The 21,634-nt window shown below is 69.6% G+C and carries 16 protein-coding genes; 7 read left to right on the plus strand and 9 right to left on the minus strand.

Going from position 1 to position 21,634, the window contains the following annotated elements; all coding sequences use genetic code 11:
- Window positions 1–67 precede the first annotated feature (67 nt).
- The 4 genes from coaE to ACZ7IB_RS18945 are packed head-to-tail and all read right to left on the minus strand — an operon-like array spanning window position 68 to window position 3,220.
- On the minus strand, window positions 68–670 hold the full coding sequence (gene coaE, locus ACZ7IB_RS18930; protein ID WP_470913693.1) for a dephospho-CoA kinase: 603 nt from the start codon (window positions 668–670) through the stop codon (window positions 68–70).
- A gap of 39 nt (window positions 671–709) precedes the next feature.
- A complete protein-coding gene (locus ACZ7IB_RS18935; protein ID WP_177327992.1) occupies window positions 710–1,648 on the minus strand; it encodes a PAC2 family protein in 939 nt (312 codons plus the stop codon).
- A gap of 2 nt (window positions 1,649–1,650) precedes the next feature.
- On the minus strand, window positions 1,651–2,442 hold the full coding sequence (locus ACZ7IB_RS18940; protein WP_470913697.1) for a flavin monoamine oxidase family protein: 792 nt from the start codon (window positions 2,440–2,442) through the stop codon (window positions 1,651–1,653).
- A 13-nt stretch (window positions 2,443–2,455) separates the two neighbouring features.
- Complete coding sequence (locus tag ACZ7IB_RS18945) at window positions 2,456–3,220, minus strand: FAD-dependent oxidoreductase (protein WP_470913699.1); 765 nt, start codon at window positions 3,218–3,220, stop codon at window positions 2,456–2,458.
- A 244-nt stretch (window positions 3,221–3,464) separates the two neighbouring features.
- On the opposite strand from ACZ7IB_RS18945, the gene ACZ7IB_RS18950 reads away from it, so the two are divergent.
- Window positions 3,465–4,433 (plus strand): right-handed parallel beta-helix repeat-containing protein, encoded by a 969-nt coding sequence (locus ACZ7IB_RS18950; RefSeq protein ID WP_470913701.1) that lies wholly within the window; start codon window positions 3,465–3,467, stop codon window positions 4,431–4,433.
- Window positions 4,434–4,526: 93 nt separating this feature from the next.
- Here ACZ7IB_RS18950 and rpsA read toward each other — a convergent pair whose 3' ends face one another.
- Window positions 4,527–6,038, minus strand: coding sequence for a 30S ribosomal protein S1 (gene rpsA, locus ACZ7IB_RS18955; RefSeq protein ID WP_114243973.1), 1,512 nt, complete (start codon window positions 6,036–6,038; stop codon window positions 4,527–4,529).
- Between the two features lie 397 nt (window positions 6,039–6,435).
- On the opposite strand from rpsA, the gene ACZ7IB_RS18960 reads away from it, so the two are divergent.
- The gene (locus tag ACZ7IB_RS18960) at window positions 6,436–7,248 is read left to right on the plus strand and encodes a class I SAM-dependent methyltransferase (protein WP_470913703.1); all 813 of its coding nucleotides are present in this window, start codon (window positions 6,436–6,438) and stop codon (window positions 7,246–7,248) included.
- A gap of 64 nt (window positions 7,249–7,312) precedes the next feature.
- Window positions 7,313–9,811 (plus strand): ATP-dependent helicase HrpB, encoded by a 2,499-nt coding sequence (gene hrpB, locus ACZ7IB_RS18965; RefSeq protein ID WP_470913705.1) that lies wholly within the window; start codon window positions 7,313–7,315, stop codon window positions 9,809–9,811.
- On the opposite strand, the gene pgfA is transcribed toward hrpB, so the two are convergent.
- From pgfA to ACZ7IB_RS18980, 3 genes are all read right to left on the minus strand, one after another.
- Window positions 9,798–10,808, minus strand: coding sequence for a cell envelope lipid trafficking protein PgfA (gene pgfA / locus ACZ7IB_RS18970; RefSeq protein ID WP_470913709.1), 1,011 nt, complete (start codon window positions 10,806–10,808; stop codon window positions 9,798–9,800). The two genes, hrpB and pgfA, sit on opposite strands and share 14 nt — an antisense overlap.
- Window positions 10,809–10,848: 40 nt before the next feature.
- Window positions 10,849–10,986: an SPW_0924 family protein gene (locus ACZ7IB_RS18975; RefSeq protein WP_107451335.1), complete on the minus strand. Its 138-nt coding sequence runs from the start codon at window positions 10,984–10,986 to the stop codon at window positions 10,849–10,851.
- A gap of 146 nt (window positions 10,987–11,132) precedes the next feature.
- A complete protein-coding gene (locus tag ACZ7IB_RS18980; protein WP_470913711.1) occupies window positions 11,133–12,797 on the minus strand; it encodes a lytic transglycosylase domain-containing protein in 1,665 nt (554 codons plus the stop codon).
- Window positions 12,798–12,983: 186 nt separating this feature from the next.
- On the opposite strand from ACZ7IB_RS18980, the gene ACZ7IB_RS18985 reads away from it, so the two are divergent.
- Window positions 12,984–13,823, plus strand: a complete 840-nt coding sequence (locus ACZ7IB_RS18985; RefSeq protein ID WP_470913713.1) for a DUF4184 family protein — start codon at window positions 12,984–12,986, stop codon at window positions 13,821–13,823.
- Window positions 13,824–13,875: 52 nt separating this feature from the next.
- Here the strand turns inward: ACZ7IB_RS18985 and polA are convergent, their stop codons facing one another.
- The gene (gene polA / locus ACZ7IB_RS18990; protein WP_470913715.1) at window positions 13,876–16,587 is read right to left on the minus strand and encodes a DNA polymerase I; all 2,712 of its coding nucleotides are present in this window, start codon (window positions 16,585–16,587) and stop codon (window positions 13,876–13,878) included.
- A 158-nt stretch (window positions 16,588–16,745) separates the two neighbouring features.
- On the opposite strand from polA, the gene ACZ7IB_RS18995 reads away from it, so the two are divergent.
- The 3 genes from ACZ7IB_RS18995 (at window position 16,746) to ACZ7IB_RS19005 (ending at window position 21,487) form a co-directional block, all read left to right on the plus strand.
- The gene (locus tag ACZ7IB_RS18995; RefSeq protein ID WP_470913717.1) at window positions 16,746–19,037 is read left to right on the plus strand and encodes an FdhF/YdeP family oxidoreductase; all 2,292 of its coding nucleotides are present in this window, start codon (window positions 16,746–16,748) and stop codon (window positions 19,035–19,037) included.
- A gap of 100 nt (window positions 19,038–19,137) precedes the next feature.
- Window positions 19,138–19,608, plus strand: a complete 471-nt coding sequence (locus ACZ7IB_RS19000; RefSeq protein WP_470913719.1) for a PaaI family thioesterase — start codon at window positions 19,138–19,140, stop codon at window positions 19,606–19,608.
- A 670-nt stretch (window positions 19,609–20,278) separates the two neighbouring features.
- Window positions 20,279–21,487, plus strand: a complete 1,209-nt coding sequence (locus ACZ7IB_RS19005; RefSeq protein WP_470913753.1) for a branched-chain amino acid ABC transporter substrate-binding protein — start codon at window positions 20,279–20,281, stop codon at window positions 21,485–21,487.
- Window positions 21,488–21,634: the final 147 nt, after the last annotated feature.

Genomic DNA, 21,634 nt, shown 5'->3' on the forward strand with positions numbered 1-21,634 from the left:
ATCGCATCCTTCCCTTCGCTACCGGGTTCTCAACGTCCGGCCGCTGTCCGGTATTCCGATACGGAAATCAGCCGGCCGCGGCCCGCTGGGTCAGCTCCGACCAGACCTTGCGGACCTGCGGTTCCAGTTCCTCCAGCGGTCCGTCGTTGTCGACGATCAGATCGGCCACGGCACGCCGCTGGTCCCGGGTGGCCTGAGCGGCCATGCGGGCGCGGGCCTCGGACTCGGTCATGCCGCGCAGCCGTACGAGCCGGTCGAGCTGGGTCTCGGGACTGGCGTCCACGACGACGACCAGGTCGTAGAGCGGGGCGAGGCCGTTCTCCGTGAGGAGGGGGACGTCATGGACGACGACCGAGTCGGGGCCCGCTGCCTGCTCCAGCTCGGCGGAGCGGGCGCCTACCAGCGGGTGGACAATCGCGTTGAGGGTGGCGAGCCGGTCGGCGTCGGAGAAGACGATCGAGCCGAGCTTCGGCCGGTCCAGGGTGCCTTCGGCGGTGAGGATGCCGGCACCGAACGCGTCGACGACGGCCGCGAGACCGGGGGTCCCCGGCTCTACGACCTCCCGGGCGATCCGGTCCGCGTCGATCAGCACGGCTCCGTATCCGACGAGCAGCCGTGACACTTCACTCTTGCCGGCGCCGATCCCACCGGTCAGGCCCACTTTCAGCATGCCGGGCAGCCTAGTACGAGGAGTGACGGGCGCGGCCGGTCAGGCGTCCCCCTCGCGCTCGGCGAGGAATCGCTCGAATTCGAGACCGATCTCGTCGGCGGACGGCAGATCGACCGGCTCGGCGACCAGGTTGCCCCGGGTCTCGGAGCCCGCGACCGCGTCGTACTGGTGCTCAAGGCCCTCCACGAGCGAGACGAGCTCTTCGTCGCCCTGGTCGATCTGCCGGTCGATCTCCGTCTGGGTGCGGTGAGCCTCCGTGCGCAGTGCATGGGCGACGGTCGGCAGGACCAGGCCGGTCGCGGCCGTGATCGACTCCAGGGCGGTGAGCGCCGCATCCGGGTAGGCGGAGCGGGCGACGTAGTGCGGCACATGGGCGGCGACGCCGAGGACGTCGTGTCCGGCCTCCATCAACCGGTACTCCACCAGCGCCTCGGCGGAGCCGGGCACCTGCGCCTCGTCGAACGGGCTGCGATGGCCGGGCATGAGGTCCGTGCGGTTGCCGTGCGGGGTGATGCCGACGGGGCGGGTGTGCGGTACGCCCATCGGGATGCCGTGGAAGTTCACCGCGAGGCGGACACCGAGGCGTTCGACGATCTGCTCGACGGCGGCGGCGAAGCGCTCCCACTCCACGTCCGGCTCGGGCCCGGAAAGCAGCAGGAAGGGTGCTCCGGTGGCGTCCTGGACGACCCGTACGTCAAGCGTCGGGGTCTCGTAGGCCGCCCAGCGGTCTCGCCGGAAGGTCAGCAGCGGGCGCCGTGCGCGGTAGTCGACGAGCCGGTCGTGGTCGAAGCTGGCAACGACCTGGTGCGGCAGCGTTTCGAGCAGGCCGTCGACGATCTGCTCACCGGTCTCACCCGCGTCGATGTATCCGTCGAAGTGGTAGAGCATGACCAGGCCTGCCGACTCCTGGGCGAGCGCCATGTCGACGACGGCCAGTCCCTTCGGCTCCCATTCGTACAAACTCTGCGGATCAGGCACGGTTACCGCTCCTCCTCGTGTTCTTGGAGAAGAACGCCCGGCGGGGCACGGGCATTCCCGGACCGTGCCCCTTCACCCGGCGTTTCATGCCAGGTGCGAAGGCCGGCGCGTCGGGGTCCCGACAGGGAGTGCCAGGAGGCCTCCAGGTACGGGGTCTGCCGCCAGTGGTGGGAGAACGACGTGGCGAGCTCCGTACGGTACTTGTCACCGTGGAACTTCACGCCCTGGGCGATGGCCCGTGCCTCCCTGTCGCGCCGGGTGAGAGCGGCGTACGCGTCGGCGTTGGAGCCGGTGTTGCAGTACCCGATGATGGTGCCGCGCTTGCCTTGATGGCCGTAGGACGGGTACCGGATGTGGGACAGGTCCATGTCCGTCTCCGTGATGCCGCCGTAGATCCGGTGGTCGCCCTCCCACCAGCGGCTCTTGCACTCCAGCCCGATCTTGCCGGCCGAGGACGGCTTGCCGGCCTCCAGGGCGTGGACGGCCGGGCCGAGGTTGTGGGCGGTCTTGGCCAGAATGTTGGGCGGCAGTGCGGCGATGCAGTGGTCCGCTTCGATGCTGCGGGTGCGGCCCGACTGGGTGTAGGTGACGGTGACGCCGTGGGCCGTGTCGGTGATCTCGGTGACGGCCGCGCCGGTGTGGATCCTGCGCTCGCCTGTCGCCCGGGTGAGCGCGGCGGGTATCCGGTCCATGCCGCCGACCGGCTGGAACATCAGCATCGCCTGGTCGTACTCGAACTCGAAGGCGAAGTACCGGCCGACGCCGCTCGCGAACACCTCGGAAGCGGAGGGCACGGAGCCGAGCTCCTCACCGGGGGGTGCCGGCGGCCGCGGGGTCGATGCGGTAGCCGCGCCGGGGACTGCCCGTGCAAGCGAGGGAGTCACCGGTGTCACCGAAGTCCTGGAGGAACTCCAGGAGTCGTCCCTGGTCCTCCGCGGTGATCTGACGGTCGAGCGCCCCCATGTCATTGGCCCTGGAGAGGAGTTCGGCAACATAGCCGTACACGTCGGCCTTGGCGGTGCGGTAGCGCACCGGGGCCTTCATGCCGGCCTTCTCGTTGAAGACATAGGCATGGGCGTTCACGTTGGTGAACACCTCGATGGGGACGTCGAGTTCGCGACAGTAGTCGAGGGTGACCATCCACTGCGGGATCCGGGCAGGTCCCGCGTTCATGTACTGCCCGTCACCGAAGTGCGCGGTCTGCTGGTTGCCGTAGGTGTCGATGGTGGAATCACCACCGCGCACGGTGAAGTTGCGGCTGCCCGTACGGCTCCGGGCCTCCAGGACCGTACAGTCGTAGCCCGCCTTGCCCGGTTCGTACGCGGTGGTGAGTCCGGCGATTCCGCCGCCGCCGATCACGACCTCGGCCGCAGCTTTCCCCTTCAGCGTGAAGTCACCTCTGCTGGGTGCGTGAAAGGCGGGTTCGCGGCTTGCCGCCTGGACTGCCGGGGCGAGGCCGAGGGCCCCTGGTCGCGAACATCGCGCCCGCGCCCCCGTGATCCCTACGCTGCGCAGAAACGCGCGGCGGCTCGCGCCCGGCACCACCGGCGAGTTGTGCGAAGTGTGTGTCATATCCCGGCTCCCCTTCGGATCTTGAGGTTGCCGGGATCCCGGCAAGGGTCCGTTACGGGCCGTCAGTTACTCGTGAATCCCGCACGTTTCTCTCCGTTCACCCCGCTCGACGCCGCCACGAACAATGGTCCAGACCTTGACATGGCCACACCTCACCCTTACCGTCACTGGGCAGCACGTTCAGAGACTCGCCCCACGTTCATGTACGAGAACTCTCGAACTCCTTCGACGGGAAGGCACCCCCATGCGTACCCGCACGCTGCTCCCCGCCCTGCTGGCCACCGCGCTCGCCACCGGCGGCCTCGCCCTCACCTCCGCCACAGCCGCGGACGCGGACGCGGCGACGGTCATCGATGTGAGCACCGCCGCCCAGCTCAAGTCCGCCCTCACCGCCGCAGCCCCCGGCGACACGATCCACCTTGCCGACGGCACCTACACCGGCAACTTCAAGGCGACCGTCCCCGGCACCGCCTCCGCCCGGATCACCCTCACCGGCTCCGTCAAGGCAGCCCTCACGGCCGGCGGCGGCTACGGACTCCACCTCAACGGCGCCTCCTACTGGACCGTCCGGGGCGTCACCGTCACCGGCGGCCAGAAGGGCATCATGGCCGACACCGCCACCGGGGTCGTGATCGATTCGGTGACCGTGCACGATCTGGACATGGAGGGCGTCCACTTCCGCAGGTCCAGCAAGAACGGCGTCATCAAGAACTCGCGGATCTACGACACCGGGCACGACGGCAGCGGCATGGGCGAGGGCGTCTACGTCGGCACGGCGGGCGATCTCTCCGACAGGAGCGACCAGGTCCGGATCCTGAACAACACGATCGGACCGGGGGTCGGCGGCGAGAACGTCGACATCAAGGAGGGCACCACCGGGGCGCAGATCATCGGCAACACCTTCGACGGCAGCGGGCTGACCGGCGCCAACTACGACGACTCCTGGGTCGACGTGAAGGGCAACGACGTCCTGGTCGAGGGCAACAAGGGCTCCCGTACGACCAACAACGGCTACGAGACCCACACCCAGCAGAGCGGCTGGGGCTGCGGCACCGTTTTCCGCAACAACACCTCGGACCTGACCGGCTCCACGGGCGACAAACAGATCGCGTTCAACGTGACCAACTACAGCGCGAGCTGCCCGACCACCGTCTACAGCAGCAACACGGTGACCGGCGGCAAGGGCCTGACCAACATCACCGTTACTCCATAACCGCGCCGCGGATACGAGTGAGGCCCGCTCCCCGAAGGGAGCGGGCCTCACTTTCAGCTACTGCAGCCGATCACCGGCCGGAGGGGCAGAGCGTCAGCTCTGGCCGCCCGCCAGCTTCTCGCGCAGGGCAGCCAGGGCCTCGTCCGACGCCAGGGCGCCGGAGTTGTCCGCGGACTCCGAGGAGTACGAGCCGCCACCGCTGCCGCCGGAGGCAGCCGGGGCGCCACCGGCCGGGGCAGCAGCGCCCTCGGCAGCAGCGGCCTCGTCGGCCTCGCGGGACTTGATGACCTGGGCCTGGTGCTGCTCGAAGCGCGCCTGCGCCTCGGCGTACTGCGTCTCCCACACCTCGCGCTGAGCCTCGAAGCCCTCGAGCCAGTCGTTGGTCTCGGGGTCGAAGCCCTCGGGGTAGATGTAGTTGCCCTGGTCGTCGTAGGACGCGGCCATGCCGTACAGGGTCGGGTCGAACTCGACCGAAGCCGGGTCGGCGCCGAAGGCCTCGTTGGCCTGCTTCAGCGAGAGGCTGATGCGACGACGCTCGAGGTCGATGTCGATGACCTTGACGAAGATCTCGTCGTTGACCTGGACGACCTGCTCCGGGATCTCCACGTGGCGCTCGGCCAGCTCGGAGATGTGGACCAGACCCTCGATGCCCTCGTCGACACGCACGAACGCACCGAACGGAACGAGCTTGGTGACCTTACCGGGAACGACCTGCCCGATCTGGTGTGTACGGGCGAACTGCTGCCACGGGTCTTCCTGCGTCGCCTTGAGCGACAGCGAGACGCGCTCGCGGTCCATGTCGACGTCGAGGACCTCGACGGTGACTTCCTGGCCGACCTCGACAACCTCGGAGGGGTGGTCGATGTGCTTCCAGGAGAGCTCGGAGACGTGCACGAGACCGTCGACGCCACCGAGGTCCACGAACGCACCGAAGTTGACGATCGAGGAGACGACGCCGGAGCGGACCTGGCCCTTCTGCAGGGTCGTGAGGAAGGTCTGACGGACCTCGCTCTGGGTCTGCTCCAGCCAGGCACGGCGGGACAGGACCACGTTGTTGCGGTTCTTGTCCAGCTCGATGATCTTCGCCTCGAGCTCCTTGCCCACGTAGGGCTGAAGGTCGCGGACACGACGCATCTCGACGAGCGACGCCGGCAGGAAGCCGCGGAGGCCGATGTCGAGGATGAGACCACCCTTGACGACCTCGATGACGGTACCGGTGACGATGCCGTCTTCTTCCTTGATCTTCTCGATGGTGCCCCAGGCACGCTCGTACTGAGCGCGCTTCTTCGAGAGGATCAGGCGGCCTTCCTTGTCCTCCTTCTGGAGAACCAGGGCCTCGATCTCGTCACCGACCTTGACGACCTCGTTCGGGTCGACGTCGTGCTTGATCGAGAGCTCGCGGCTCGGGATGACGCCTTCGGTCTTGTAACCGATGTCGAGGAGAACCTCGTCCCGGTCAACCTTGACGATGACACCGTCAACGATGTCGCCGTCGTTGAAGTACTTGATCGTCTCGTCGATCGCCGCGAGGAACGCGTCCGCGTCGCCGATGTCGTTGACCGCAACCTGCGGAGTGGTGGCGGTGGTCTCGGTGCTGCTCGTCATGTGGGAAAGGGCTCCGGTACGGACAGTGAGTCGTAGGTACTGCTACGCCGGGAGCCCGTATCACCTCTGCAGAAGCCGGACAGCTCGGGAAGCACCGGACCCGCCGAACGGGAAGCGCCTCGTGAACCGAGGGGACATGCAACAGATGCGAGCGCGGCCTGCTAGGTCTGAGGCGCGCAGGCTCGCAGCGCAACTTGTAGCATACGGGGGCAGCCGGGCACGGTCAATGCGCGAAGGCGCACACCGGGGGCACAACGCCCCATATCCGGCACAATTTGTGTTCTCCGAGGCCACATCGGCCCGGGGAGATAATCGTGGGTACGGAGCCGTACTCACGGGTGCCCCTGGGGGCCTACCGCGTGCGGCGGGGTGAAGGCAAACTACAACGACGGACACGATGAGCCAAGAGATCTACGCGGCCGAACCCGAAGCGACTCGCCGCAGCGCGTCGGAGGCCGAGAGCAGCCGGGCAAGTCGCGGCTGGTGGGACCGGAACGCCGACGAGTACCAGAGCGACCACGGCGCCTTCCTCGGCGACGACCGTTTCGTCTGGGGTCCGGAGGGGCTCGACGAGGCCGAGGCCGGTCTGCTCGGCCCCGCCGAGTCGCTGAAGGGCCTCGACACCCTGGAGATCGGTGCGGGCGCGGCGCAGTGCTCGCGCTGGCTGGCCTCCAAGGGCGCCCGCCCGGTGGCCCTGGACCTCTCGCACCGGCAGCTGCAGCACGCGCTGCGGATCGGCGACGAGGTTCCCCTGGTGGAGGCGGACGCCGGGGCGCTGCCGTTCCGGGACGGCTCCTTCGACCTGGTGTGCTCCGCCTACGGCGCGGTGCCGTTCGTCGCCGATCCCGTGCAGGTGTTCCGCGAGGTGCACCGGGTGCTGCGCCCCGGGGGCCGCTGGGTCTTCTCTGTGACGCATCCGGTCCGCTGGGCGTTCCCGGACGAGCCGGGTCCAGAGGGGCTCTCCGTCGCGTCCTCGTACTTCGACCGCACTCCCTATGTCGAGCAGGACGAGCAGGGCAATGCCGTGTACGTCGAGCACCACCGGACGCTGGGCGACCGGGTGCGGGACGTGGTGGCCGGCGGATTCCGGCTGACCGATCTCGTCGAACCGGAGTGGCCCGCCTGGAACAACCAGGAGTGGGGCGGCTGGTCCCCGTTGCGCGGCAGCCTGATCCCGGGGACGGCGATCTTCGTCTGCGTACGGGACTGATACGGAGGTCCTGGGACCGGTCTCGGGGTACGGGAGCCCCGGTGCCTCGTACGAGACTGGGGGCGTGATCCGTACCGACGCCCTGGACCAGTTGCCCGTACGCACCGCTGTGCCCGCCCTGGAGCGGGCGCTCGACGACCGCGGTGTGGCGGTGCTGTGCGCGCCGCCCGGCACCGGCAAGACGACACTCGTACCGCTGGTCCTGGCCGGTCTGGCCGGGGGCGGCCCGGTGCGCAGGGTGGTGGTGGCCGAGCCGCGGCGGATCGCCGCGCGGGCGGCGGCGCGGCGGATGGCGTGGCTCATCGGGGAGCAGGCCGGCGGCCGGGTGGGTTTCACGGTCCGCGGGGAGCGGGCGGCGGGGCGCGACACGGTGGTGGAGGTCGTGACCACCGGGGTGCTGCTCCAGCGGCTCCAGCGCGACCAGGAACTGGCCGGGGTCGATGCGGTGATCATCGACGAGTGCCATGAGCGGCACTTGGACGCCGACACGGTCGCCGCGTTCCTGCTCGATGTGCGGGAGGCGATCCGGCCCGATCTGCGGCTGGTCGCCGCGTCCGCGACGACGGACGCGCAGGGCTGGGCACGGCTGCTGGGCGATGCCCCGGTGGTAGAGGCGCAGGGCGTCTCGCATCCGGTGGAGGTGGTCTGGGCGCCGCCGGCCGCTCCGGTGCGGCCGCCGCACGGGATGAGGGTCGATCCGGCGCTGCTGACGCATGTCGCCGCGACGGTGCGCCGGGCGCTCGCCGAGCGGGACGGCGACGTGCTGTGTTTTCTGCCGGGTGTCGGTGAGATCGGCCGGGTGGCGGGGCAGCTGGCCGGGGTGGCCGCCGAGGTGCTCCAGGTGCACGGGCGGGCTCCGGCAGCGGTTCAGGACGCGGTGCTGGCCGGCTCGTCGGAGGGCCGACGGGTGGTGCTGGCGACCTCGGTGGCGGAGTCGTCCCTCACGGTGCCCGGTGTGCGGGTCGTGGTGGACTCGGGGCTGGCCAGGGAGCCGCGTACCGATCACGCACGGGGGCTGAGCGCGCTGACGACGGTGCGGGCCTCGCAGGCGGCGGGGAGGCAGCGGGCGGGCCGGGCCGGGCGAGAGGCGCCCGGGGCGGTGTACCGGTGCTGGGCGCAGGCGGAGGACGCGCGGCTCGCCCGCTTCCCGTCCCCGGAGATCAAGGTCGCCGATCTGGCGGCGTTCGCGTTGCAGGCGGCGTGCTGGGGCGATCCGGACGCGTCGGGGCTGGCGCTGCTCGATCCGCCGCCCGCGGGTGCGATGGGCGCGGCACGCGAGGTGCTGACGGCCGTCGGTGCGGTGGACGCTGACGGGCGGGTGACCGACCGGGGCGTACGGATGTCCCGGCTCGGCCTGCATCCGCGGCTGGCGCGGGCCCTGCTGGACGGCGCCGCCGAGGTGGGCGGCCGCCGGGCGGCCGAGGTGGTGGCGCTGCTGAGCGAGGAGCCGCCGCGCGAATACGGGGATGATCTGGCGGCCGCGCTGCGTACCGCCCGGCGGGGCGGGGACGGCTATGCGGCGCGTTGGCGGCAGGAGGTCCGGCGGCTGTCCTCGTCGGTCAAGGACGCGGGTGGGGGTTCCGGTCCTGACGACGGAGCCGTCGGTCTGGTGGCCGCGCTGGCGTTCCCGGAGCGGGTGGCGCGGGCCCGGGGCGAGGGGGCGTTCCTGATGGTGTCGGGTACGGGTGCGCAGCTGCGGGACGGGTCGGGGCTGCGCAGCGCGCCGTGGCTGGCGGTCGCGGTCGCCGACCGGCCCGCGCACGCGATGTCCGCGCGGGTGCGGCTCGCCGCCGTCATCGACGAGGACACGGCCCGGACGGCCGCCGGGCATCTGCGGTTCGCGGGCGAGGAGGTCCGCTGGGCCGGCGGCGATGTGGTGGCCCGCAGGGTGGAGCGGCTGGGTGCCGTCGAGCTGTCGGTGCGCCCGCTGAAGGAGCCGGCGCCCGAGCTGGTGCGCGAGGCGCTGATCGAGGGTCTGCGGCGCGAAGGCTTCGGGCTGCTGCGCTGGACGCGTGAGACCGAGCAGCTGCGGGAGCGGCTCGCCTTTCTGCAGCGGACGTTGGGCGCGCCCTGGCCGGACGTGTCGGACAGTGCGCTGCTGGACCGTACCGATCAGTGGCTGGAGCCCGAATTGTCACGGGCCCGGCGGCGCTCCGGTCTCGCGCGGATCGACGCGGGGCAGGCGTTGCGGCGGCTGCTGCCGTGGGCGACCGGTGAGGCGGCCCGGCTGGACGAGCTGGCGCCGGAGCGGATCGAGGTGCCGAGCGGCTCCCGTATCAGGGTGGAGTACGGCGGGGCGCAGCCCGTACTCGCGGTGAAGCTCCAGGAACTGTTCGGCCTGCAGGACACCCCGAGGGTGGCCGGGGTGCCGGTGCTGGTCCATCTGCTCTCCCCCGCCGGCCGTCCCGCGGCCGTCACCGCGGATCTGGCGTCGTTCTGGCGGGACGGCTACCGGGCCGTGCGGGCGGAGCTGCGCGGCCGCTATCCGAAGCATCCGTGGCCACAGGACCCCACGACGGTGGAGGCGACCCGGTTCACGAAGGCGCGGCTCAGGCGGGAGTAGGTTCCGGGTCCGGGGCGGGTGCCGGTGCCCCGTCGGGCAGTTCGCCGTCCGGGCGCCGGGAGCGCGCCTCCAGCCACAGGGCGAGCGCGAGCAGGACCGTGCCGAGGGCGAGGAAGCCCCAGGGCAGGTACGAGGTGAGCAGCAGGACCAGCAGGCGCTGGGACTTGACCAGGGCGACGATCGAATCGACGTAGTCCGCGCGCATCTTCACGTGCCCGGCGAACACGGTGAGGGTGTCCTGGGGAAGGCCCATCGCCTTGGCGTTGCGCAGCTCCTCCTTGTGGATCTCCTCGCCGTTGACGGGCGCTCCCGTGACCGGATCCACCCAGAACATCCGCTTGGTGGTGTACCAGCGGGTCATGCCCGTCTTGGCGATCTGTTCCGGGGTGACGCCCTTGATGGGCATCTTCTTCGGCATCGGGACCTTGGTCCACGGGATGGTCTGCTCGAAGTAGTAGACGTCCATGCCGTGGAAGGTGCGGGTGCCCTTGTAGTGGATGGGCGAGCTGGTGCGGGCCTGCGCGTCGAAGTACTCGTAGTCGCGCTTCTCGGTGAGGAAGGGCCACTTGAACTCGATGCCCTCGCGCCTGACCGGGTCGCCGTCGACGGATTCCCCGGTGGCGTGGACGGGGGCCTGGCTGTGGGCGTCGAAGATGTAGCGCTCGGGGATCTCGGAGACCATCTTGCCGTCCGGGCCGGCCACGTAGCTGAGGGCGTCCCAGACGACGACGTCGCGGCCGGCGCTGCGCTCGATCTTCTCGGACTCCTCCACGTTGCCTTTGAGGGTCTGCACGATGGTGACCTTGGGGACCTGCTTGACCTTCATGTTGTCGTTGTAGTCGAGGAGGGTGGCAGGCTTCGCCTCCAGCACCGTCTCCTGGTACTGGCTGGGCGGGATCTTCGCGAGCCTGGGGAAGGCGTACCAGCGCAGCAGTGGCGACATGGCGGCGAAGAAGACGGCGAAGGCCAGGAGTACGAGGCTGGCTCTGCGGCGCATGGTGGTGCCCTCCCTCAGCTTCTGTTGCTTCTTCCGGTGGCTAGTTCTTGGGGCCCGGGACGGTGGTCAGCAGGGGTTTGGGCGAGGTCTCTCCGGGCGGGGCGCCGATCGTGGTGATGGTGAAGACGAGCGCGAGGGCTGCGGCCAGCCCGATGGCGGCGGCGACAAGGGCACGCATGCCGGTCCTCCCGGAGAACACGGATCTGATGGTTCGTCAGGTCTGGGGCACCGTAGCAATGCGGGCGCGAGATGAGAACACGTAGAACAGCCCCTCTGCCGGGTGGTGGCGGAGGGGCTGTCGTGAGTGACGTGCGGCCGGGCGGGTCAGGCTGCGGGGGTCTGCGGGGCCTCGACCTCGAGCTCGATGACGACCGTGGCGCCGCCCTCGGTGGTGAGACGCAGCTTGTACGTGCCCGTGGTGTCGTCGGCGTAGATCTTCGGGAGCTTCAGGATGCCGTCGGCGTCGGTCCTGAGGTCCGTGAGGGTACGGACCGTCTTGCCGTCCGCGTCCTTGAAGTACGGGCCCTTGTCGTTCTCCACCGGCTCCGCGGCGTCGGTGATCATGGTTGCGGTGACGGCGACACCGGCGGCGACCGCGCCCTTGTAGGTGGCCTTGACCTCGACGGTGTCGGCGAACTCGGCGCCGGGCGCGGCGGTCAGTGCCTTCTCATCGGTCCTGGCGATCGCGTCGGCCTGCCGGGCGGTGACGGTCGCGGTGTAGGTGACGGCAGGCAGCGAGCGGCCGGTGGCAACGGCCCGCACCCTGAACTGCCCCGTCTTCTCGCCCGCCTGCAGCACCGGGGCGGTGACCGTGCCGTCGGCTCCGGTGAGGAGAGTGACCGTGTTCTTCCCGCCGGCGAAGGTGGCGTCCGTGTCACCGGCGATGGTGAAGGTCACGGACGCCTTGGCGAGCGAACCGCCGAGCTTGTTCGTGGCCCGTACCTTGATCCGCTCGGCGAACGCGTCGCCCGCAGTCGCGGTGAGCGTGCCGGTGCCGGCGTTCTCCACACGTGCAATGGTCTGGGACGGCGGGGGCGTTGGCGGGATGGGCTTCGGACTGGTCGGAGTGGAGCCGCCCGGCTTCGGCGGCTTCGGCTTCGAGCTCGGAGGCGGGGTCGGGGACGGCGAGCCGCCGGGGGTGCTGGGGTGCGGGCTCGGGTCCGTACCACCGCCGAGGCCGGGCGGGACCGCACCGGTGCCGTCGGGGATCTCGCGGGTGCCGCGCTTGTAGTAGTCGAACCAGGAGCGGACCGTACGGAGGTAGGCGTCCGAGTGGTTGTAGCTCAGGACCGCCCGGTCGAGATCCGTGGCCATGGACAGATCGCGGGAGCCGGCGCAGAGATAGCGTCCGGCGGCGAGCGCCGCGTCGTAGATGTTGTTGGGGTCCTTGCGGCCGTCTCCGTTGCCGTCCTGGCCCCAGGTCGCCCAGGTGGACGGGATGAACTGCATCGGGCCGACGGCACGGTCGTGCGTCGCGTCCCCGTCGTACGCCCCGTTGTCGGTGTCCTTGATCATGGCGAAGCCCCGGCCGTCGAGGACCGGGCCGAGGATCGGGGAGAACGTGGTGCCGTTCGCGTCGACCCTGCCGCCGCGGGCCTGGCCGGACTCGACCTTGCCGATCGCGGCGAGCAGTTGCCACGGCAGCCGACAGGCGGCGTCGCTGCCGGCGACGGTCTGTTCGGCCTTCTTGTACGCGGCCAGGATCGAAGCCGGTATGCCGGATTCCGCACTGCCGGTGATGGGCAGATCGGTGGCGGTTCCCGGCTTGTTGGGCGTGTTCAGCGGCGGCAGGTCCGTGTAGTACGGCGAGTTGCCGGTGGCCGCGGCGTCGTCGGGCGAAGGTGTCGTCCCGGCGGACTGCTGATCGCCACTCCCGGTGGCCAGCGTTGCGCCAGGGGCCCCTGAGGCCGAGAGCGCCGCCACGGCGACTGCGGCCACAGCGGTCGTGGTCGCCCCCTTGCGAAGTCGGCGACCGAATTGCGCTGCCATACCTCTGGCCCCTCCCCTTCGACGACTGTCCGCGCTCCCCAGCGCCAGGACTCAGGCGACCCTACGGCAACTTGTGCCGCCGGAACACCGTGCACCGACCGGTTCTTACCTGTTTTTCACGTTCCGGACAGCAAGTTGTACGGCGGTCGTCGGGCAGGTGACGGCGGCTCACGCATACTTGCCGCCATGCCGTTCACACTCAGTCATGCCGCGGCCGTGCTGCCGGGGATGCGGCGGGACGGAACGGCGCGCGGGCCGCTCCTCGCCTCTGCCCTCGTCGCGGGTTCGTTCGCCCCCGACATGACGTACTACGCGGACACCACAATCCCGGGCGCCATGGAATTCGGGCGGGTCACCCACTCGGTGTGGGGCGTGTTCACGGTCGATGTGCTGATCACCGCGGCCGTGGTGGCGCTGTGGCTACTGCTGCGCGAACCATCGGTGGCGCTGCTGCCGAGGACCTGGCAGGGACGGGTGCATGCGTTCGTGCGAGGGCAGCGGCGCGGATCCGACCAGGGGGCGTGGGGTGTCCGGGACGGTGCGTGGTTCGTACTGTCGGCGGTCATCGGGGCCGCCACTCATGTCGTCTGGGACGCCTTCACCCATCACGACCGGTGGGGTGTGCGGTTGGTGCCGGTGCTCGACCGGAGCGTCGGCGGGTTTCCCGTGTTCCAGATGGTGCAGTACGGCAGTTCGGCGGTGGCACTGGCCGTGCTCGCCCGGTTCACGGCTTCGGGGCTGCGGCGGACCGGGGCGCGCCCGGTCCCGCCGTCCGTACCGGTGCTGGGCCGTCGGGGGCGATGGTCGGCGGGGGCGCTGCTGAGCGTCTGCGTCCTGCTCGGCGTCGTGCACCGGTGCGCACGCTGGTATGCGTACTTCGGGCACATCGACACCCCGCTGGACATCATCCCGACCGCCTGCTTCGGCGCCGGGGCGGGACTGGCGGTGGGCCTGGTGCTGTACGGGGCGTGGATGCGGCTGCGGCGGTCGCACGCTTCCGTACCCTCGGGCGCCGGACGGGCCTGATCCCTCCGGGGGTGTCTGAACAAACCCCCGGGGCCCGTCCGGCGCCGCCGCGTCAGTGCGCTGCGGACTCCCAGTCCGTACCGACACCCACCGATACATCCAGCGGGGCGCGCAACTGCACGGCCGTGGACATCTCGTGGCGGAGGATCTCCTCCACCTGTGCCCGCTCGCCCTCGGCGATCTCCAGGACGATTTCGTCGTGGACCTGGAGCAGCATCCGGGACTTCAGCTTCGCTTCGGTCAGCGCCCGGTCGACCTGGAGCATGGCGACCTTGACGATGTCCGCGGCGGTGCCCTGAATCGGCGCGTTGAGCGCCATGCGCTCGGCCATCTCACGGCGCTGGCGGTTGTCGCTGTTGAGGTCGGGGAGATAGCGGCGACGGCCGAAGACCGTCTCCGTGTAGCCGGTGGCCCTGGCCTCCTCCACCACACGGTGCAGATAGTCACGCACTCCGCCGAACCGCTCGAAGTAGGTGTCCATCAGGCCGCGCGCCTCGCCCGCCTCGATGTTCAGCTGCTGGGAGAGGCCGAACGCGGAGAGCCCGTACGCGAGTCCGTAACTCATGGCCTTGATCTTGCGGCGCATCTCCGGGTCGACGGCCGACTTGCCGACGCCGAAGACCTGCGAGGCGACCGTCGTGTGCAGATCCTCGCCGGAGGTGAACGCCTCGATCAGGCCCGCGTCCTCGGAGAGGTGGGCCATCACGCGCAGTTCGATCTGGCTGTAGTCGGCCGTCATCAGCGTTTCGAAGCCCCCGCCGACGACGAAGCCCCGGCGGATGGCCCGGCCCTCGTCCGTACGGACCGGGATGTTCTGCAGGTTCGGGTCGGTGGAGGAAAGCCGGCCGGTCGCCGCCACCGTCTGGTTGAACGTGGTGTGGATACGGCCGTCCGCCGCGATCGTCTTGATCAGGCCCTCGACGGTGACCCGCAGCTTCGCCTGCTCGCGGTGGCGCAGCATGATGACCGGCAGCTCGTGCTCGGTCTGTGCGGCGAGCCAGGCCAGGGCGTCGGCGTCCGTCGTGTACCCGGTCTTCGTCTTCTTCGTCTTGGGCAGGCCCAGCTCGCCGAAGAGGACTTCCTGGAGCTGCTTGGGCGAACCGAGGTTGAACTCGCGGCCGACCGCGGCGTGCGCCTCCTTCACCGCCTGCTGCACCGCACCGGCGAACTGCTGCTCCATGCCTTCCAGATGGGCCCGGTCGGCGGCGATGCCGTGCCGCTCCAGACGGGCCAGCAGAGCGGACGTCGGCAGCTCCATGCCGTGCAGCAGATCGGTCGCACCGACCTCTGCCAGCCGGGTGGTGAACGCATCGCCCAGATCCAGGACCGCGCGGGCCTGCGCCATCAGGGCGTCGGCCTCGGCCCGGTCGTCCGCGCCGAAGGCCAGCTGGCCGTCGGACGCCGCCTCGGGGGCCAGCTCCCGGCCCAGATACTCCACCGCCAGCGCGTCCAGCGCGAAGGAGCGGCGGCCGGGCTTGACCAGATAGGCGGCCAGCGCGGTGTCCATCGCGACGCCGTCGACCTGCCAGCCGTGCTCGGGGAAGACCCGCATGGCGCTCTTCGCGTTGTGCATGACCTTCGGCCGCCGCGCGTCGGCGATCCAGGCGGCGAACGCCTGCTCGTCGCCCTCGTCGAGCTCTGCGGGATCGAACCAGGCCGCCGCCCCGTCGGCCGCGGCGAGCGCGATCTCGGTGACCGTGCCGCTGCCCACCGCCCAGGTGTCGACGGTGGCGACGCCGAGCGGCTGCCCGCCGTGCTCGGCGAGCCAGGGCGCCAGTTCGCCCGCGCCCAGCACCGCGCCGTCCAGCTCGATGCCCGCGGCGGGCGCCGGGGTCTCGTCCTCGGCCGCGCCCGGGTCGACGGCCAGCAGCCGCTCGCGCAGGCTCGGGTTACGGATCTCCAGGACGTCCAGCACGCCCGTCACCGCGGTGCGGTCGTATGGTGCGCGCTCCAGCTCCTGCGGGGTCTTCGTCAGCTCCACGTCGCGGACCATCTCGGTCAGCCTGCGATTGAGCCGCACCGCGTCCAGGTGGTCCCGGAAATTCTGCCCGGCCTTGCCCTTGACCTCCTCGGCGCGCTCCACCAGCTCGTCGAACGAACCGAACTGGTTGATCCACTTCGCGGCGGTCTTCTCACCCACACCGGGGATGCCCGGAAGGTTGTCCGACGGGTCACCGCGCAGCGCCGCGAAGTCCGGGTACTGCTGCGGCGTGAGCCCGTACTTCTCCTCGACCTTGGCCGGGGTGAAGCGCGTCAGCTCCGAGACGCCCTTCGTCGGGTACAGCACCGTGACGTTGTCCGTGATCAGCTGGAACGAATCCCGGTCACCGGTGACGATCAGCACCTCGAAGCCGGCCGCCTCGGCCTGCGTGGCCAGTGTGGCGATGACGTCGTCCGCCTCGAAGCCGTCGACCGCGAAACGGTCGGCGTGCATCGCGTCGAGCAGCTCGCCGATCAGCTCGACCTGGCCCCTGAACTCGTCCGGGGTCTTCGAGCGGTTCGCCTTGTACTCGGGGAACTCCTCCGAGCGCCAGGTCTTGCGGGAGACGTCGAACGCCACCGCGAAATGCGTCGGCGCCTCGTCACGCAGCGTGTTCGCCAGCATCGACGCGAAGCCGTACACCGCGTTCGTCGGCTGCCCCGACCCTGTCGTGAAATTCTCCGCAGGCAGCGCAAAGAACGCCCGGTACGCCAGGGAGTGCCCGTCCATCAGGAGCAGGCGCGGTCGGTTGTCTGCCGTCTTCTTCGATGCCGTCTCAGCCACGCCCCCGATCCTGCCACGGACCACTGACAATCCCGACCGGGCATGGCTCGCCGGACGCTCTGTCGGTGCCTCGTGACAGGATCGAGGGAGGAACACGTACCGCATCACTGCGTACAGCGCACCGCGCAGGTCCGCAGTTGCTCAAAGGGGAGCACGAAATGGCCACGAAGCCGCCCGCAGGTGACCCGGTCCAGGATGCGCCGCGGGTCGAGCCGGCGCAGCACGCCGCCGCCGGACTGCCGGCCGTCGCGCACAGCCTGCTCATCGCCCAGCAGCAGATGGGCGTGCGGCGCACCGCGCAGACCCTCCTCAAGGTCAACCAGAAGAACGGCTTCGACTGCCCCGGCTGCGCCTGGCCCGAGGGCGACAAGCGGCACACGGCGGAGTTCTGCGAGAACGGCGCCAAGGCCGTCGCCGAGGAGGCGACGCTGCGCCGTGTCACCCCCGACTTCTTCGCCGCGCACCCGGTCGCCGATCTCGCCTCGCGCAGCGGGTACTGGCTGGGCCAGCAGGGGCGGATCACCCAGCCGATGTACCTCCCCGAGGGCGCCGAGCGGTACGAGGCGGTGACCTGGGAGCGCGCCTTCGGCATCATCGCCGAGGAGCTGGGCGCGCTCGCCTCCCCCGATGAGGCCCTCTTCTACACCTCGGGGCGCACCAGCAACGAGGCGGCGTTCCTGCTCCAGCTGTTCGCCCGCGAGTTCGGCACGAACAACCTCCCCGACTGCTCCAACATGTGCCACGAATCCTCCGGCTCGGCGCTGACGGAGACCATCGGCATCGGCAAGGGCAGCGTCTCGCTGGAGGACCTCCACCAGGCGGATCTGATCATCGTCGCCGGGCAGAATCCCGGCACGAACCATCCCCGGATGCTCTCCGCCCTGGAGAAGGCCAAGTCCGCGGGCGCGAAGATCATTTCGGTGAATCCGCTGCCCGAGGCCGGCCTGAAGCGGTTCAAGAACCCGCAGACCCCGCTGGGCATGATCAAGGGCGCCGCGCTCAACGAGCTCTTCCTGCAGATCCGTATCGGCGGCGACCAGGCCCTCTTCCGGCTCCTCAACAAGATGATCCTTCAGACCGAGGGCGCCGTCGACGAAGCCTTCGTACGGGACCACACCCATGGTTACGAGGAGTTCGTGGCCGCGGCCCGCGAAGCCGGCTGGGAGCAGACCCTCGCCGCCACCGGCCTCGACCGCCGCGCCATCGAAGAGGCCCTCGCGATGGTCCTCGCCTCGAAGCGCACCATCGTGTGCTGGGCGATGGGCCTCACCCAGCACAAGCACTCCGTGCCGACCATCCGCGAAGTCGTCAACTTCCTTCTGCTGCGCGGCAACATCGGCCGCCCCGGCGCCGGAGTCTGCCCCGTCCGCGGCCACTCCAACGTCCAGGGCGACCGCACCATGGGCATCTTCGAACGGCCCGCAACCGAATTCCTCGACGCGCTCGACAAGGAATTCTCGATCACCTCACCGCGCCACCACGGCTACGACGTCGTCCGCTCCATCCAGGCCCTGCGCGACGGCGATGCCAAGGTCTTCTTCGCCATGGGCGGCAACTTCGTCGCGGCCACTCCCGACACGGAGGTCACCGAGGCCGCGATGCGCCGCGCCCGCCTCACCGTCCATGTCTCCACCAAGCTCAACCGCTCGCACGCCGTGACCGGCACCCGCGCGCTGATCCTGCCGACGCTGGGCCGTACCGACAAGGACGTCCAGGCGAGCGGCAAGCAGTTCGTCACGGTGGAGGACTCCATGAGCATGGTCCACGCCTCGCGCGGCAACCTCACCCCGGCGAGCCCGCATCTGCTCTCCGAGCCCGCCATCGTCGCCCGCCTCGCCCGCGCCGTCCTCGGCCCCGGATCGGCCACCCCCTGGGAGGAGTTCGAGAAGGACTACGCGACGATCCGCGACCGCATCTCCCGCGTCGTCCCCGGCTTCGAGAACTTCAACGCCCGCGTCGCACACCCCGGCGGTTTCACCCTCCCGCACGCCCCGCGCGACGAGCGCCGCTTCCCCACCGCGACCGGCAGGGCCAACTTCACCGCCGCACCCGTCGAGTACCCCGAACTCCCCGAAGGCAGGCTGCTGCTGCAGACCCTGCGCTCGCACGACCAGTACAACACCACGATCTACGGCCTCGACGACCGCTACCGCGGTATCAAGGGCGGCCGCCGCGTCGTCCTGGTCAACCCTGACGACGCCCGCACCCTCGGCCTGGCCGACGGCGCCTACACCGACCTCGTCAGCGAATGGAAGGACGGGGTGGAGCGCCGCGCCCCCGGCTTCCGCATCGTCCACTACCCGACCGCCCGGGGCTGCGCCGCCGCCTACTACCCGGAGACCAATGTGCTGGTCCCCCTCGGCTCCACCGCCGACACCAGCAACACCCCCGCCAGCAAGTCCGTCGTCGTGCGCTTCGAGAACATCCAGGGGCAGACCACCCAGAGGTAATCCGCACCACAACCCACTAAGCGTTCGCTCAGGCGTCTGATAAGAACGATGCACACAGCAATAAAGCTATGAACCACGCAGACGATCGGAGCCGGACCCCATGGGCGAGCACACCGCACCCAAGTTCCCCCAGGAGATCATCGACGAGTACGCCGCACTCGGCATCGATCTGCCCGCACTCTTCTCCGCCGGCCACCTCGGCGAGCGGATGGGCGTCACGATCGTCGAAGCCTCCGCGGACCGCGTCGTCGGCACCATGCCCGTCGAAGGCAACACCCAGCCGTACGGACTGCTCCACGGCGGCGCCTCCGCCGTCCTCGCCGAGACCCTCGGCTCGGTCGGCTCCATGCTCCACGGCGGCGTCACCAAGCTCGCTGTCGGTGTCGACCTGAACTGCACCCATCACCGAGGGGTACGGAGCGGACTCGTCACGGGCGTCGCCACCCCCGTACACCGCGGCCGCTCCACCGCCACCTACGAGATCGTCATCACCGATGAGCGCGACAAGCGGGTCTGCACCGCCCGCCTCACCTGCATGCTCCGCAACGCACCGCAGAACGACGCCGCCTGACCGACCGAAACACATTGCGCGACACCCCTGACACCACTGCCCGGCCGGACCGCATTCCGGCCGGGCAGCGCCGTTCCCGCTCACAACAACCCATACGCAAGACATTGTTGAGCAACCGAACCGGCCAACACCCTTGACCTTACGGCTGGTTGTATGGCCAACTCGGCACCCCGGCCACACCCGGCGCACACCCCGCGCACACAACACCGCGTCGACCACATCGGCCCAGATGTAACACTGCGTAACAAGTGCGCAATGAACAAACGTCTGCGCACAGCACTCCGAACCCGGCCCCGCAGGCGCCGGGCGGCTCGCCGTGCCCTCATATCGCCCTCTTCGCCCCTCGAAGCGTGACAGCAGCAAGATCGGCTCAAGCCCCTTAGCAGAGCTGCGCGTTCTCACGATGCGGTCATTTCACCGACCGGCAAAAAGCCGTACATGTCCGCACAGCCACCTCAAGCCTTGCTCAAGGGCATAACAAGACAGTCACATCCTGCGGCGGACCCATCCCGGACCCCCACACCTGCGCCTAGAGTCACCGCCAGTCACCGCGCCGCCGGGCGCGTCTGCAGCACGGCCCTGTACCAACCAGTACGGCCCGGCGAACGACACGGCACCTCAAGCAGAGGAGGCCGCGCCAGGGAAAGGACCTTTCGTGCGACACCGTTCTTTGCTCATCCTCACCACAGTGCTCACCACAGGAGCACTGACACTCACCGCCTGCGGGTCGCGCGACGACGGCAAGAAGAACAGCAGCGGCGACACCCAGACCGTCGTCATCGGCGTCGACGCACCCATCACCGGCGACCTGTCCGCCCTCGGCCTCGGCATCAAGAACTCCGCTGACCTCGCCGTCAAGACGGCGAACAAGGACAAGACCGTCCCCGGCATCAAGTTCGAGGTCAAGCCGCTCGACGACCAGGCACAGCCCTCCGTCGGCCAGCAGAACGCCCAGAAGTTCATCGACGACGACACCGTCGTCGGCGTCGTCGGCCCGCTGAACTCCGGCGTCTCCCAGTCGATGCAGAAACCGCTCAACGACGCCAGCCTCACCCAGGTCTCCCCCGCCAACACGGGCACCGAGCTCACCCAGGGCGAAAACTGGAAGACCGGCGACAAGAAGCGCCCCTTCAAGACCTACTTCCGCACCGCCACCACGGACCAGATCCAGGGCGCCTTCGCGGCGAAGTACCTCTTCAACAACGCGAAGATCAAGCAGGTCTACCTCATCGACGACCAGAAGCCGTACGGCGCCGGTCTCGCCGCCTCCTTCAAGGCGACCTTCACCACCCTCGGCGGCAAGATCGTCGGCTCCGACCACGTCAACCCCGACGACCGCGACTTCAACGCCGTCGTCACCAAGGTCAAGAAGTCCGGCGCCAAGGCCGTCTACTACGGCGGCGAATACCCCGCCGGCGCCCCCCTGAGCCAGCAGCTCAAGGACAGCGTCCAGATCCCCCTCATGGGCGGCGACGGCATGTACAGCGCCGACTTCATCAAGCTCAACAAGAAGGCCCAGGGCGACATCGCCACCTCCGTCGGCAAGCCCGTCGAGGAGCTCGACTCCGCCAAGAAGTTCATCGCGGACTACAAGACGGCCGGATACAAGGACGCCTACGAGGCGTACGGCGGCGGCACCTACGACGCCACCTGGGCAATCATCGAGGCCGTCAAACTCGCCGTCGCCGACAACGACGGCAAGCTCCCCGACGACGCCCGCGCCAAGGTCCTCGACGCCATGAGCAAGGTCAAGTTCGACGGCGTCACCGGCCCCGTCTCCTTCGACGAGTACGGCGACACCACCAACACCATGATGACCGCCTACCAGGTCGACGGCGGCAAGTGGACCTCCAAGATCAGCGAGGTCTACAAGCCCTGACCCGCGCCCTCCCGGGCAACGCACTGACTGACACCAGACCGCGGGGGGGGGCTACCAGCGCTCCCGCGCGGTGCCATGCCCGAACCCACCCCCGGAGGACCTGTGGTGAAAGAAGTGCCGCAACAACTGGCCAACGGACCCATCCTC

Source organism: Streptomyces sp. NPDC037301 (assembly GCF_055602785.1).